Below are 14,940 nucleotides of genomic sequence, written 5' to 3'. Positions count from 1 at the left end.
GCCCGAAACTCAGGCTGCCGCGCCGATGATGTCGGCATAGCCGTTGGCTTCCAGCTCATGCGCCAGCGTCTTGTCGCCCGACTTGATCACCTGGCCCTTGTAGAGCACATGAACGGTATCCGGCACGATATAGTCGAGCAGGCGCTGGTAATGGGTGATGACCACAACGGCGCGGTCCGGCGAACGCAGCGCGTTGACGCCGTCGGCGACGATCTTCAGCGCGTCGATATCGAGGCCGGAATCGGTTTCGTCGAGCACGCAGAGCTTCGGTTCGAGCAGCGCCATCTGCAGGATTTCGGCCCGCTTCTTCTCGCCGCCGGAGAAGCCGACATTCAGCGGCCGCTTCAGCATCTCGGTATTGATCTGCAGCTTGCCGGCGGCATCCTTGACGCGGCGCATGAAATCCGGCGTCGTCAGCTCGTCCTCGCCGCGCGCCTTGCGCTGCTCGTTCATTGCCACCTTGAGGAACTGCATGGTGGCGACACCCGGAATTTCAACCGGATACTGAAAGGCGAGGAAGATGCCCTTGGCGGCGCGTTCGGAGGGATCGAACTCGAGAATGCTCTCGCCATTGTAGAGAATGTCGCCCTCGGTGACTTCGTAATCGCTGCGGCCGGACAGCACATAGGAGAGCGTCGACTTGCCGGAGCCGTTCGGCCCCATGATCGCGGCAACTTCGCCGGCCTTCACCGTCAGATTCAGGCCACGGATGATCTCGGTGCCGTCTTCGGCGATGCGGGCATGAAGGTTTCTGATTTCAAGCATCTTTGGTTCTTCCTGCGTTTTCTCTGCGCAGCTCATCGGAGCCTCGCGTAATTTGTAAGGACATCATCATGTTGGGCTCGGTGCTATCGCCAAAAAAAACGGATGACACGGAAAACCGCGACCGTTACGAGCCAAAGCCATTCGAGAAATTCCGGGATCCCCTGAACGATCTTTCCCGGCTTTTCCATGCGCTGCTGGAGAAACACATAGGGCTGCTCCGGCGGTTTCTCGGGTTCATATGCCTGCTGGCGGGGGCGAATTTTCGCCAATATCTCCCCGCGCATGTTCTCCAGACGTTCAAGAATGCGTTTCTTGTCCGTCTCGTTGATGTCAGCCCACGCTGCCTTCCAACGAAATGCTGATCAGCTTCTGCGCCTCGACGGCGAATTCCATCGGCAGTTCCTGCAGGACTTCCTTGACGAAGCCGTTGACGATCAGGGCGATCGCCGCTTCGGTCGGGATGCCGCGCTGCAGGCAGTAGAACAGCTGGTCCTCGGAGATCTTCGAGGTCGTCGCCTCATGCTCGAACTGCGCCGTCGAATTCTTCGCCTCGATGTAGGGCACGGTATGGGCGCCGCACTTGTCGCCGATCAGCAGCGAATCGCACTGGGTGAAGTTGCGCGCATTCGACGCCTTGCGGTGGGCCGAGACCTGGCCGCGATAGGTGTTGTTGGACACACCAGCGGCGATGCCCTTGGAGACGATGCGGCTCGACGTGTTCTTGCCGAGATGGATCATCTTGGTGCCGCTGTCGATCTGTTGGTGGCCGTTGGACACGGCGATCGAGTAGAACTCGCCGCGGCTGTCGTCGCCGCGCAGGATGCAGGACGGATATTTCCAGGTGATCGCCGAGCCGGTTTCGACCTGCGTCCAGGAGATCTTCGAGCGGTCGCCGCGGCAATCGCCGCGCTTGGTGACGAAGTTGTAAATGCCGCCCTTGCCGTTCTTGTCACCGGGATACCAGTTCTGCACCGTCGAATATTTGATCTCGGCATCGTCGAGCGCAACCAGCTCGACCACGGCGGCATGCAACTGGTTTTCGTCGCGCTGCGGCGCCGTGCAGCCCTCGAGATAGGAGACGTAGGCGCCCTCTTCCGCGATGATCAGCGTGCGCTCGAACTGGCCGGTGCCCTTCTCATTAATGCGGAAGTAGGTCGACAGCTCCATCGGGCAGCGAACGCCCTTCGGCACAAAGACGAAGGAACCGTCGGTAAAGACTGCCGAATTCAGCGTCGCATAGTAGTTGTCGCTGGTCGGAACGACGGAACCGAGGTATTTCTTCACCAGTTCCGGATACTCGCGGATGGCTTCCGAGATCGACATGAAGATCACGCCGGCCTTCTTCAGCTCTGCCTTGAACGTGGTAACGACCGAGACGCTGTCGAAGACGGCGTCGACGGCGATCTTCGGTTTCTCGACGCCGGCAAGGATCTCCTGCTCACGCAGCGGGATGCCGAGCTTTTCATAGACCTTCAGCAGCTCCGGATCGACGTCGTCGAGCGACTTTGGACCCGGCGTGCTTTTCGGCGCGGCGTAATAATAGATGTCGTTGAAATCGATCTTCGGATAGTCGACGCGCGCCCAGGTCGGTTCTTCCAGCGTCAGCCAGCGACGATAGGCCTCGAGACGCCATTCCAGCATCCACTCCGGCTCCTGCTTCTTCGCCGAAATGAAGCGGATGATATCTTCGGACAGGCCTTTCGGCGCCTTGTCCATCTCGATGACGGTCTCGAAACCGTATTTATACTGGTCCACATCGATCAGGCGCACCCGGTCGATTGTTTCCTGCACCGCAGCCATCTCATTCTCCAATCTCGCCGGATACAAGGTCCGGCAGCTTGTAGCGTTTGGGCAATTGTCTTGCCCTTTATGTAAGAGGCCAAAAGGGACTTTTCAGCCCGATTGGCAAGTAGAAATTTGCGTTTCCGCAAGTTTTGACAGCGGGCACGCCGCCTCCCCAACCGACCTGCGCCGGTTGGCGATCTTTGTGAAAGCCGCGATCGCCCTGTCGATATCCTCTTCCGTCGTCGAAAAGCCGAGCGAGATGCGCAGAGCTCCGAGCTTGGCGTCACGGCCCATCGCCGTCAGCACATGGCTTTCGCCAAGCCGACCCGATGAGCAGGCCGAACCTGCGGAAAGTGCGACGCCTTCGAGATCGAAGGCGATCTGTCCGGTCTCGGCTTTCAGCCCCGGCAGGGTGAAGAAGATCGTATTGGTGACACGCTCGCCACCCTCGCCGTGGATCATCACATCGGTTGCTACCTCGCGCATGCCGGCTTCCAGCCGCTCGCGCAACGAGCCGATTGCCGCATTGCGCGCCTCGAGTTCGTCGATGGCCGCTTCAGCTGCCGCGCCGAAGCCGATCAGCGCCAGCGAATTCTGTGTCCCTGAGCGGTGACCCCGCTCCTGCCCGCCGCCCTGGATCAGCGGCCTGGGCATCAGCGCTTCGCCCTGCGCAATGAGCGCGCCGGCACCCTTCGGCCCGCCGATCTTGTGCGAGGAAACTATCATGAAATCGGCGCCGATCTTGCCGATATCGAGCGCGATGCGGCCGGCCGCCTGCACGGCGTCGACGACGAAGAGCCCGCCATGGGCGTGGACGATCTTTGCGGCCGCCTCGACCGGTTGAACGATGCCCGTCTCGTTATTGACGAGCATGATAGCGACCATCGGCAGGCCGGCGGCCTTGTCATGCGCATCGAGCAGGAGGCCCAGTGCATCGAGATCGACGATGCCGGCTTCCGTCACCGGGATCTCCGTCATCTTCTCTCTGGCGAAGCGGCCGCCTTCGCGCACCGCCGGATGCTCGATCGCCGAAAAATAAAGATGGCCAAGGCGAAGCGGCGTGCGGCCCATGCGGAAATCCGGCGTCAGCACCAGATTGGCGGCTTCGGTCGCGCCGCTGGTAAAGACCACATTGCCGGCATCGGTACCGGCAAGTGCTGCCACCTTGCGTCGTGCGCCTTCGATGGCGGCGCGCGCGGCGCGGCCCTCTCCATGCACGCTGTTCGGATTGCCAAATACGTCGATGGCGCGCATGATCGCCGCGCGTGCTGCGGGGTGCAGCGGCGCTGTGGCATTCCAGTCGAGATAAAGGCGTGGCGGCGCCATGATCTTCAGTCCTGCGCTTGACGAGCTTGCTTCAGCGGCCGCGGTTCATTTTTCTTGAAATTTCCGCCGGGCTTGCCTTATGACACGTTCCACGATGCGTGGATCGCCATGCAAGTTTCGAATTGTTCTAAACTGCGTTTTAGAAAAGCTGACAACAGGAGTCAAGTCATGTTGTCATCCAACGCAGCGCGAACGCGAAATAAAACCCGGAGTACCAATGCCCGAAGTTATTTTCAACGGCCCAGCCGGCCGTCTTGAAGGCCGCTACCAGCCCTCCAAGGAAAAAAGCGCGCCCATCGCCCTGATTCTGCATCCGCATCCGCAGTTCGGCGGCACGATGAACAATCAGATCGTCTATCAGCTCTTCTACATGTTCCAGAAGCGCGGGTTCACGACGCTGCGCTTCAATTTCCGGGGAATCGGCCGCAGCCAGGGCGAATTCGACCACGGCGCCGGCGAGCTCTCGGATGCCGCCTCGGCGCTCGACTGGGTGCAGAGCCTGCATCCTGATTCCAAGACCTGTTGGGTCGCCGGTTATTCCTTCGGCTCCTGGATCGGCATGCAGCTCCTGATGCGCCGGCCGGAGATCGAAGGCTTCATGTCGATCTCGCCGCAGCCGAATACCTACGACTTTTCCTTCCTGGCGCCCTGCCCGTCTTCCGGCCTGATCATCAACGGCGAGGCCGACAAGGTCGCGCCGGAAAAGGATGTCAACGGCCTGGTCGAGAAGCTGAAGACCCAGAAGGGCATCCTCATCACGCACCGCACCGTTGCCAATGCCAACCACTTCTTCAATGGCCAGGTGGAAACGCTGATGGGCGAATGCGAGGATTATCTCGACCGTCGCCTCAACGGCGAACTGGTGCCGGAACCGGCCGCCAAGCGGATTCGCTGACACCAAAAATCTCAGCCTCATCAATGCCATGACGGTCCGGAACACAACCGGAGCCGGCTGTGCCGGAACAGATCACCTATCGTGTTGCAATCCATGTTGCAGTGCGGTAGGGTCCTCGCGATCCTAACAAAAGCGAGGTCCGCAATGACCAAGTCGTTCGGGGAAGTCCTGGATAAATATAGGGGAATTGGTCCGGGGTTCGATTTCCTTCGAATAGGGCTCGCCTTTTCCATCGTATTGACCCATTCCTTTTTGTTAACCGACAATAATGACTTCATCAGGGGGTCAGTATTCTGGTTCACTGAATACGCTCTTGTTCCGATGTTCTTCGCGTTGAGCGGATTTCTGATCGCCGGCAGCGCCCAGCGCCTGAGCCTCCGGAATTTTCTGATCAACCGAGGCTTGCGCATCGTCCCGGCCCTTGCCGTCGATATCGTCGTTTGTTCGCTGATCATCGGGCCGATCATTACGGTCGTTTATCATTCCGAATATTTTACCGATCAGCGGTTTTTCAAATACTTCCTGAATATCGTCGGCTGGATCCATTACGAGCTGCCTGGCGTTTTCCAGGATAATCCGAGCCAGCGTGTCAACGGCGCTCTGTGGACGGTTCCCTGGGAAATCTTCTGCTACATCATCATGTCGTTCCTGATGATCACCGCCATTGTGAAGACGCGCTACAAGCTGCTCGCGGTGACGATCGCCTACATCGTCATCGGCCTTATCGTGCAGAAGATGCCTTATCTGTTGCCCGGCTCGATCAAGCCGGTCGCTCGCTTCCTGTTCATGAGCCGAGGCTCGCAGCTGATCACGGCCTTCATGATGGGCATCGTCGTCTTTCAGTTCAGAGCAGTCATTCCGCATTCCCGCTGGCTGTTCGCCGCCGCCTGCCTGGTTTGCATCGTTGCTATCCTCACCCTGGACAGCCGGGCGACGGAGTCGGTGATGAACCGGCCCCTGGTCATCACCTCTCTCGTTTACATCACCGTCTTCGTCGGCCTGTCCGAGGTGCCCATCCCGGCCTTTTTCAGGAAGGGCGACTATTCCTACGGCGTCTATCTCTATCACGACCCGTTTTTGCAGATCTGGATCAGCTCGTTCCCGTCGGTTTTCCTCTATCCGAAATATGGTGCGCTGGCTCTCTATCTCGTCGGCCTGCCATCGGCTCTCGCCGTTGCAGTGCTGTCCTGGCATTTCATCGAGAAGCCGATCCTCGGCCTTCGCAAGAAATTCTCGTTCATCGCCCAGGTCAGGGGAGTCGAGGATGGCCATCAGGCTGGGCGCGAATCCCATGTCCGGCCGGTCGCCGTAAAGAGTTAGAGCTTTGCCGGTCGCATCTCGGCGGTGAGTTCGAAGGCCGTGTCCAGCTCTCCATCGACCAGAATCGGCGTGCGTTCGCGCATGCCGATCTTTCTAAGGACACGCTGCGAGGCGATGTTTTCGGGATGCGTGAAGGCGATGAAGCCGGATGCAAACTGCCGTTCGAAGAACCAGTCGGCCAACGCGCTCGCCGCTTCGGTCGCCAGGCCCTTGCCCCAAGCCTCCTCGCGCAGGGAATAACCGAGTTCGAATTGCTCGTTCCTGAACTTTGAAATCCCCGCACGGCCGACAAATCGACCGTCCTCGGCGAGGAGCTTATATTTGGTCGTGCCGTCGCGCGCCTGTTCCTCGAACCAGCCGTGCAGCCGTTCCTCAGCCTTTTGGAGGCTCCACGGCACGTTGCCGGACAGGTATCGGGTCGTCGCCATCGTCGAATGCAGCTGTTGCACCAGGATCGCATCGCCTTCGTCCCACATGACGAAGGTAAGCCGTGGCGTCTTCAGTAAGACCCTTTGCTCTGTCATGGTGTTGCCAGTACCCCGCCGGTGACGGGAGCCGCGACCCCTGTCGTGCCGGGGAATGTCAGCGGCAGCCCGTCCAACGATCGGACGGCGAGATAGGCCCAGGCCTCGGCTTCCATCGCATCGCCGTCGAAGCCCGCCTCCTCCGCCGTCAACACCCTCGAGCCCAGCCTTTCGGCCATGACTGAGAACTCTGCCATGAGAGTGACGTTCAGCCGCCCGCCACCGCAGACGATATAGAGCGCTGGGGTCTCCGGCAGGAAACCGGCGGATTTGATGATCGAGGCGGCGGCGACATGCGCCAGCGTCCGGGCGCCGTCTTCAAGGCTCGCTTCCTCGGGCCGAAGCGGCGCAAAATCGCCGCGGTCCAGCGAACGGCGAACATTGCCGTGGAAGAACGGGCTTTGCAGATATCGTTCCGCCAAGCTGGCCACGACCTTGCCGCGTCCGCCAATCTCGCCGCCGGGGTCATAGGTTTTGCCGGTCTGCATCTCCACCCACTGGTCGATCAGCGTATTGCCCGGCCCGCTGTCGAAGGCCGATATTCGTCCGTCCGTGCCGATAAAGGTGAGATTGGAGATGCCGCCAATATTGACGAAGCACACCGCCTGTCCCGCCTGCTGGAATTTTCCCGCAAGTGCTGCGTGATAGGCCGGCACCAGCGGCGCACCCTGGCCGCCATGAACCATATCGTTGGCGCGCATGTCGTAGACCACAGATATGCCGGTTCTCTTGGCCAGTTCCCCGCCGTCGCCGATCTGGATCGTCAATCCCTCATCAGGGCGATGAAGCACTGTCTGACCATGGAAGCCGAGAACATGGACGGTATCGGCCGCGATATCGAAACGCCCCATGAATGCCGTAACGGCAATTGCATGCCGCAACGTCAGTTCAAGCTCGATATCGCGAAGCTCAGCCGGTCGCTGGCTTCTCTCACTGAGTGGACGCGACAGTTCCAGCGCCCGTTTGAGCTGCCCGCGAAAATCCGCGTCATAGGGCACGCCCATGAACGGCCCGCGCTCGATAAAGCCGCGGCCGTCAGTCCTGATCAACGCGACGTCGATTCCGTCCATCGACGTGCCGCTCATCAGCCCAATCGCGGTCCTGATGACATCCATGAGGCTTGCCTCCCATGCGATTCCCGGATGCACTTTTATAAAAACAGTGCTAAACGCGCCGCGACAGATCAACAACAACGAACTTGCTTCAAGCCCGCATGGGGTGCGAAGCAGACACCAAGAGACGAAACCTATGTCCGAGTTCAAGTCCGATTTCCTCCGTACGCTGAAAGAGCGCGGCTTCATTCATCAGGTCTCCGATGAAAGCGGCCTCGACGACCTGTTCGCCAAGGAAACCGTGACGGCCTATATCGGCTTCGATCCGACCGCGCCCAGCCTGCATGCCGGTTCGCTGATCCAAATCATGATGCTGCACTGGATGCAGAAGACCGGCCATCGCGCCATCTCGCTGATGGGCGGCGGCACCGGCATGGTCGGCGATCCCTCCTTCAAGGAAGAGGCGCGCCAGCTCATGACCGTCGATACGATCGAAGGCAACATCGCCTCGATCAAGCGCGTCTTCTCCAATTACCTAAACTACGGCGACGGTCCGAAGGACGCGCTGATGATCAACAATGCCGAATGGCTGCGCTCGCTGAACTACCTCGAATTCCTGCGCGACGTCGGCAAGCACTTCTCGGTCAACCGTATGCTGTCCTTCGACAGCGTCAAGACGCGTCTCGACCGCGAACAATCCCTGTCCTTCCTGGAATTCAACTACATGATCCTCCAGGCCTACGACTTCGTCGAGCTTGCCAAGCGCTACGATTGCCGCCTGCAGATGGGCGGTTCGGACCAGTGGGGCAATATCGTCAACGGCATCGATCTCGGTCACCGTATGGGGACACCGCAGCTCTATGCACTGACATCGCCACTGCTGACGACCTCGTCGGGCGCCAAGATGGGCAAGTCGGCGACGGGCGCTATCTGGCTGAACGCCGACATGCTCTCGGCCTATGATTTCTGGCAGTACTGGCGCAACACCGAGGATGCCGACGTCTCGCGCTTCCTGAAGCTCTACACGACGCTGCCGATGGATGAAATCGCCCGGCTCTCGGCACTCGGCGGTTCGGAGATCAACGAGGTCAAGAAGATCCTTGCAACCGAGGTAACGGCGATCCTGCACGGCCGCGAGGCCGCTGAACAAGCCGCCGAAACCGCACGCAAGACCTTCGAGGAAGGCGGCCTTTCGGAAAATCTGCCATCGGTCGACGTGCCCGCCTCCGAGCTCGACGCCGGCATCGGCCTGCTGTCGCTGATCGTTCGTGCCGGCCTTGCCTCATCGAACGGCGAAGCCCGCCGTCACGTTCAGGGCGGCGCAGTCCGCATCAACGACGAGGCGGTCAGCGACGAACGCAAGATGATCGGCAGCGGCGAGATCACCGCCGACGGCATCATCAAGCTCTCCCTCGGCAAGAAGAAACACATCCTGATCCGCCGCGCGGCGTAAGCGGCTTCAATTCGAATCGATATAAAAGCCGGCGTCCGCGCCGGCTTTTCTTTGCCTGACTATTCGGGTCGGCGGGCACGATCATTCAGCTCCCGGTCGGTATTGCGCGTCATCTCCTCTGGTCTCTTAAGAAGATACCCCGGCGGATCGACGCTGGAAGCGGGCTTTACCCGCGACCACCAGCTGATCGAGAAGATCGGCGGCGTCATCATCGCGTCCAGAGGAACCGTCAGGACGTGGTCGGAACGGATGACCGCCTCTTGCGAGTTCAACCGCGCGCTCTTTTCCGCAGAAAGCGACACGTCGGCAATCGTAACCGCCATCACGGCGGCCGATGAAAGAGAAACTGCCCGCGCGCACTGCATCGCATCCTCCGACATTGCACCGGCCGTTGCTTGCTGCCGGGACACTATAGTACATCAGATTTCACTAAAATAGGCAAAGCATCGCTGCCGGATTTGTCAGCCTGGCTGAAAGCGGTTTGTCGAGGATGAGCCCGCGCAGTGTTTACCGCGAAGCTTAGCGACCCACATAGCGAATGCTTTATCGGAACCTTTTCCGCCCGCCGGGATTTGCGACCAGATTGGATTGGAGCCCCGGCATGATCAACGACCTCTGGTATAAGAACGCTGTCATCTACTGCCTGTCCGTCGAAACATTCATGGATGCGAACGGTGACGGCGTCGGTGATTTTCAGGGCCTGATGCGGCGCCTCGATTATCTTTCCGGCCTCGGCGTGACCGCGATCTGGCTCATGCCGTTCCAGGCGTCGCCCGGTCGCGACGACGGTTACGACGTTTCCGATTATTACAATGTCGACCCGCGCTATGGCTCGCTCGGCGATTTCGTCGAGTTCACCCACGGCGCCAAGCAACGCGGTATCCGGGTGCTGATCGACCTGGTGATCAATCATACATCCAGGGACCATCCCTGGTTCCAGGACGCAAGGAGCGATCCACGCTCGCGCTATCGCGACTGGTACGTCTGGTCGGATAAAAAACCTGATAATGCCGATCAGGGCATGGTCTTCCCGGGCGTCCAGAAGACGACCTGGACCTATGACGACAAGGCAAAGGCTTATTATTTTCACCGCTTCTACGATCATCAGCCCGATCTCAATACATCGAACCCCGAGGTGCAGGCGGAAATCCTCAAGATCATGGGCTTCTGGATCCAGCTCGGTGTCGCCGGCTTCAGGATGGATGCCGCCCCTTTCATCATCGCGACAAAAGGCGCCGACGTTACCAAGCCTGTCGAACAATTCGATATGCTGAGGAAATTTCGCGAATTCCTGCAGTGGCGCCTGGGCGATTCCATCATTTTGGCGGAGGCCAATATCCTGCCGAAGGACAATTTCGAATATTTCGGCGATGATGGCGACCGCATGCAGATGATGTTCAATTTCCAGGTCAATCAGGCGCTGTTTTACGCTTTCGCCAGCGCCGACACGCGGCCGCTCAAGAAGGCCATGGAGGCGACGAAACCGCGCCCGGCGACCGCACAATGGGGCCTCTTCCTCCGCAACCATGATGAACTGGACCTCGGCCGGCTGACGGAAAAGCAGCGCAATGCGGTATTTGCCGCTTTCGGGGCCGACAAGAACATGCAGCTTTACGACAGGGGCATTCGTCGTCGCCTGGCGCCGATGCTCGGCGGCGACCACCGCAGGATCGAAATGGCCTACAGCCTGCTGTTTTCGCTGCCCGGAACGCCTGTCATACGCTACGGCGACGAAATCGGCATGGGCGACGATCTAGGCATGCCCGAGCGCAATTGCGCCCGCACGCCGATGCAATGGTCGACGGAACCGGAAGGCGGGTTCACCAAAAGTAAAAAACCCATCTCCCCTGTCATCAAGGACGGCCCCTACGGCTTCCAGCATATCAATGTTGCCGAACAGCGGCGCGATCCCAATTCTTTGCTGAACTGGACCGAGCGGATGATCCGGATGCGTAAGGAAGCTCCTGAGATCGGCTGGGGCGACTTCTCCGTGATTGACACCGGCGACGACGGCGTGCTGGCGCTTCGTTATGACTGGCGCGGCAATTCCGTGTTGATCCTGCACAATCTGCATGCACAGCCGGCGGAAGTGACTTTCGATCCTGACATCGGTGAAGACGGACGACAATTGATCGATATCGCCGATGGTGCGAGCAGCAAGGCGGACGAAAAAGGACTTCATACCGTCATGCTCGATGCATACGGCTATCGCTGGTATCGCGTCGGCGGCCTCGACTATCTCCTCAAGCGGACGGAGATTTAGGTAGGTCTCGCCACGACCTCTGCCGTGACCGCTTCCCGCCTCACTGGAACTCGAAGATCTGCCGGAAAACACCAGGCGCGATGATCGACAGCGGATTGATCTGCAGGTTTGGCTGGTCGAACTTGCCTGTCAGCTTGAAGGTGATGCCGATCAGGCCGCGGTCGCTGCCGTTTCCGAGGATCACGCCGATCAGCGGCAGTTCGGCGAACAGGCGGTTGAGCCCGTAGGCCGGCATGAAGGTGCCGGTCATGTCCATGTTGCCCTTGCGGTCGCGCACGATGCCCTGGAAGGTTGCGCCGATCTGGTCGCCGCGCAGCACGCCGTTCTCAATGCCGACCATGCCGTTGCGCGAGACGACGCGGGCAAAGCCGCGCTGGAAGCGCTGCGACGAAGTATCGATGTCGCGCTTGACCGCCTCGTTGAGGCTGCGCTGCTCATTTCCGACAGGCGTCGAGACGATCGAGCGCAGGCGTTGTTCGTTGACGATCGCGAAGCGGCGCACGTCGAGCGAGCCGTCCCAGCCGCCCTCCGCCCCTAGCCGGATCGCCAGATTGAGCAACCCGCCCTGCATGTGCTGGTAGAGATCGGCGAAACGCGATACCGCGCCGGCATCGCCGCTGGTGATGTTGATGACGCCGCCGTCCTTCATCTGGCTGACCACCGCCTCACCGCTGTCGGTAACGGCGGAAAAATTGAGCGCCTGCAGCTTGTCGCCGCGCAGTGATATTTGCGCCTGGAAATTGCCGACCTTCTCGTCGTTGAAGCCGATGACGTTTTTCAGCCTGGCGCGCACCGATACGCCGGTGTCGCCGACATCCCCATCACCATCGCCGTCGGAGCCCGATTTCAACCGCTGGATGACCGGCCGCGCATCGGCGCTGTCGCCGGAGACCGAGACGTCGAAATTGCCCTTGCTGCGCTTCACCGACAGGGCGAAATCGTCGAGCGAGGAGAGCTTGACGCTGTCGAAATCGGCCGAGATCAGCCCACCCTTGCCGAAGTTCAACGATCCATTGGCGCCGAAACCGTCGCCCTTCAGCCGGAAGTTCTTGATCTGGGTATTGTCGGCCGGGCCTGATGTTTCGAATTCGGCCGTGGCGGCAATGCCGCTGCCCTTCGTCCAGCCGATCCAGGGCAGTTCGAGCAGCGACTTGGTGAGGTCGAGCTGGACGTCCTGCCGGTCGTCGTCGATGCGGGTCAGCACCATCTTCACGCTGCCGCCGACGATGCCGGAAAGGCCGGGTATCAGCTTGTTGCGCTGGTCCTCGGAAAGGGTCGCAGTGATCACCCGTTGTTTGGCCGCTGTGTCGGATGGCTCGACCGGTTCGGTAAGATCGATATCGGCCGGGACGCCGTCGATCTGGGCCTTTGCGTCAAGCGTGATCCGTTTCGGGTTGCCGTTCAGCGTGCCGTCGAGATTGCTGATCATCCGGCCGGAAAACGGCTTGGCAAGATCGATATCGGTGAGCTTCATTGCCGCCGTCCATTCGGCCGGCGGCGGGTTTTGCGAAGAGAGCAGGCCGAAATGGGCCTTCACATTCGCCTCGATCCGGCCCTTGAGATCGTCGGGCGTAAAGCCGGCGCGCTGCAGCACCCGGATCGGCCGGTAGGTCAGAAGCTCGCCGACGGCGTCAGCCGCCCCGGAGACCGCGAGATCGATATCGGCCATCAGCGGTTTATCGTAGGTGGCGGGCAAGACGAACGTCCCCTGCCCGAGGCCGACCGACCGGCCGGAGGGGAAATAGGACGTACCGTTCTTGATCGCGATCGTCGCAACCGGGCCGGTCAGGTCGAAATGTGCTGACGTGTCGCGGATCGGCGGAATGTCGCCGGCGACGTTAATCCGCGCCTCCGCAATGTCGAAGCCGATGCGGATCTGGTTGGCGTCGAGCTTCAGGCCCCTGCCGCCGGCTGCCTCGTCCAACCTGCCGAAAGGAATGAAGACGGATATGGTGGCGTTGGTGACGGTGCCGCCGAAGAGATTTCCGTGCACCCAGGTGCGCACCTTGGGCGCCATCCAGAACGGCCAGAGCTGCTTGATCGCTGTCGTCTGCAGCTGCGCCGACTGGCCGGCGAAGCTGATCTCCGGCGATTTGTCGCCGAGCTTGACGTGGAGCGATCCGTAGAGCGCGCCGAGCGGGCTGGAAGCGGTTATGTTGGGAAACTGGAATTCGCGGCCGGCGACCATGTAGCGCCCGGTCGCCTGGATGTCGAAGGAGAGCGGCTGCTCGCCGGAGCCGGCGGGGGCTGCCGTCCCGCCGCTGACGAGCAGGTCGATGCCGAAGCCTTTGCCCGCCTGCGGGTCGAGTTTGTCGAGATCGATCAGCGCGCCATTGATGGGAAGCGTGGTCGCGCCGAACCGGGCGTTCGATCGGGCGATCTCGATCGTCTGCTTGGCGAAATCGTAGACGAGATTGATTTGCCCGCCCGACAGCTGCTGCGGATCGCCATCCGCATAGATCTGGCCGGGATCGATATCGATTGTCGCCGCAAGCGCCGGCTGCACGCCATCGCGCCCTCTGGTGGCCGACACGGTGAGGTCGGCAAAGGCGCTGAGCCCTTGCCGTATTGCGCCCTGATCGTTGCGTTTCAGCCCGAAGGGCGTGAGGTCGGCATGCTTCAGCGTCGCCACGACCTTGGACACGTGGCCATCTTGCTTCTCGGCCAGCACGTCGAGCTCCGCCACTTCGCCGTTAAGCGCGACTTCGCCGGTTAATTGCAGCGAGGACGGGCCGGCATGGGCAAAGACGAGATTGTCGATGACGAGCGACAGCGGACCGTTCGCGGTATCGGCAAGCTTGATATCGAGGCCGGAGATGCGCACCGAATTGGTCGAGCCGCGCGTCACGATGCTGTCGAACATGTCGAACTGCGAGAAGATCTTCTCCATCGCCGCTGGCATGGCGTCGATGCGCAGATCGTCGAGCTTGACGGCATTGCCGGAGGGCAGAAGCGCGGTATCGAGCGCGATATCCTCCGCTTCGATGTCCGCGACGGCGATGCGGCCGCGGAAAAGCTGCAGCGGATCGAGCCCCAGGCGCACCGAACCCGTCGTCGACAGGTGCTGGCCGCTCTCCTGGTCGATCATGTTGACGTTGCGCGCTTCCAGCGCCAGCCGGAAATCAGAGGTGAAGCGGATGACGGTGGAACCAACCTCGGCGCGGTAGCGCGGTCCGGCCACGCCATTCAGCGCCGCCTGCGCCTGCTGCGACAGCGGCTTGTCGAACATGCCGCTCTCGACGGTGAAAACGATGGCAGCGAGAATAACGAGGATCAGTCCCAGAAATCCTGAGGTCAGCTTCGCCGTGCGGCGCATCGACGAACGCGGCGGCGGGCAATGAACGATGATCGGATCCTCGGCCTGGGCGGACGGCAAGCGGTCCAGCGCAACGATATCCTTCTTGCGAAACGTGACCTTTTCGCCGCGGATGGCTGACATGCGCCCTCGGGCTCTCCCTTTAAGTGAAGAATTGAACCCGGCCATGCTGGACGGGTATCCGTCCACTATATAATTCGGGGAGAGAAAGTGTCATCCACAAACCCGGCAAAAGAAAGGT

12 protein-coding genes are annotated in these 14,940 nt (G+C 60.5%); 4 read left to right on the top strand and 8 right to left on the bottom strand.

Features of this window, described 5'->3' with window-relative positions; genetic code table 11:
* Positions 1–9 precede the first annotated feature (9 nt).
* The 4 genes from sufC to RWJ89_RS11905 form a co-directional block, all read right to left on the bottom strand.
* Positions 10–765, bottom strand: a complete 756-nt coding sequence (gene sufC / locus RWJ89_RS11920) for a Fe-S cluster assembly ATPase SufC (RefSeq protein WP_131665277.1) — start codon at positions 763–765, stop codon at positions 10–12.
* 83 nt (positions 766–848) lie between these two features.
* Positions 849–1,094, bottom strand: a complete 246-nt coding sequence (locus RWJ89_RS11915; protein WP_221998286.1) for a hypothetical protein — start codon at positions 1,092–1,094, stop codon at positions 849–851.
* Position 1,095: 1 nt separating this feature from the next.
* Positions 1,096–2,565, bottom strand: coding sequence for a Fe-S cluster assembly protein SufB (sufB, locus tag RWJ89_RS11910; RefSeq protein WP_131665275.1), 1,470 nt, complete (start codon positions 2,563–2,565; stop codon positions 1,096–1,098).
* Positions 2,566–2,658: 93 nt separating this feature from the next.
* Entirely contained in the window at positions 2,659–3,876 is a 1,218-nt protein-coding gene (locus RWJ89_RS11905; RefSeq protein WP_131665274.1) for a cysteine desulfurase family protein, read from the bottom strand.
* 217 nt (positions 3,877–4,093) lie between these two features.
* Here RWJ89_RS11905 and RWJ89_RS11900 point away from each other — a divergent pair, with 217 nt between their 5' ends.
* Both RWJ89_RS11900 and RWJ89_RS11895 read left to right on the top strand, forming a co-directional pair.
* Positions 4,094–4,771: an alpha/beta hydrolase gene (locus RWJ89_RS11900; RefSeq protein WP_003540001.1), complete on the top strand. Its 678-nt coding sequence runs from the start codon at positions 4,094–4,096 to the stop codon at positions 4,769–4,771.
* 144 nt (positions 4,772–4,915) lie between these two features.
* Positions 4,916–6,091: an acyltransferase family protein gene (locus tag RWJ89_RS11895; RefSeq protein WP_131665273.1), complete on the top strand. Its 1,176-nt coding sequence runs from the start codon at positions 4,916–4,918 to the stop codon at positions 6,089–6,091.
* Here RWJ89_RS11895 and RWJ89_RS11890 read toward each other — a convergent pair.
* Together RWJ89_RS11890 and RWJ89_RS11885 are read right to left on the bottom strand one after the other, a co-directional pair.
* Positions 6,088–6,615: a GNAT family N-acetyltransferase gene (locus RWJ89_RS11890; protein ID WP_316030941.1), complete on the bottom strand. Its 528-nt coding sequence runs from the start codon at positions 6,613–6,615 to the stop codon at positions 6,088–6,090. The two genes, RWJ89_RS11895 and RWJ89_RS11890, sit on opposite strands and share 4 nt — an antisense overlap.
* On the bottom strand, positions 6,612–7,730 hold the full coding sequence (locus RWJ89_RS11885; protein ID WP_316030940.1) for an anhydro-N-acetylmuramic acid kinase: 1,119 nt from the start codon (positions 7,728–7,730) through the stop codon (positions 6,612–6,614). Before RWJ89_RS11885 ends, RWJ89_RS11890 begins: the two co-directional genes overlap by 4 nt.
* 133 nt (positions 7,731–7,863) lie before the next feature.
* Here RWJ89_RS11885 and tyrS point away from each other — a divergent pair, with 133 nt between their 5' ends.
* Positions 7,864–9,120 carry a tyrosine--tRNA ligase gene (gene tyrS, locus RWJ89_RS11880; protein WP_168283577.1) on the top strand — a complete coding sequence of 419 codons (1,257 nt, stop codon included), beginning with the start codon at positions 7,864–7,866 and terminating at the stop codon, positions 9,118–9,120.
* A 59-nt stretch (positions 9,121–9,179) separates the two neighbouring features.
* Here tyrS and RWJ89_RS11875 read toward each other — a convergent pair whose 3' ends face one another.
* Positions 9,180–9,500, bottom strand: a complete 321-nt coding sequence (locus tag RWJ89_RS11875) for a hypothetical protein (RefSeq protein WP_168283576.1) — start codon at positions 9,498–9,500, stop codon at positions 9,180–9,182.
* Positions 9,501–9,721: 221 nt separating this feature from the next.
* Here RWJ89_RS11875 and RWJ89_RS11870 point away from each other — a divergent pair, with 221 nt between their 5' ends.
* A complete protein-coding gene (locus tag RWJ89_RS11870) occupies positions 9,722–11,383 on the top strand; it encodes an alpha-amylase family protein (RefSeq protein ID WP_316030939.1) in 1,662 nt (553 codons plus the stop codon).
* Between the two features lie 40 nt (positions 11,384–11,423).
* On the opposite strand, the gene RWJ89_RS11865 is transcribed toward RWJ89_RS11870, so the two are convergent.
* Positions 11,424–14,822 (bottom strand): YhdP family protein, encoded by a 3,399-nt coding sequence (locus RWJ89_RS11865; protein WP_316030938.1) that lies wholly within the window; start codon positions 14,820–14,822, stop codon positions 11,424–11,426.
* Between the last annotated feature and the right edge of the window lie 118 nt (positions 14,823–14,940).

This window comes from Rhizobium sp. 10PS4 (assembly GCF_032464805.1).
GTDB classification, from domain to species: Bacteria; Pseudomonadota; Alphaproteobacteria; order Rhizobiales; family Rhizobiaceae; genus Rhizobium; species Rhizobium laguerreae.
Note: the sequence above shows the minus strand (reverse complement) of the source record. Positions and strands in the feature narration are given on the sequence as shown.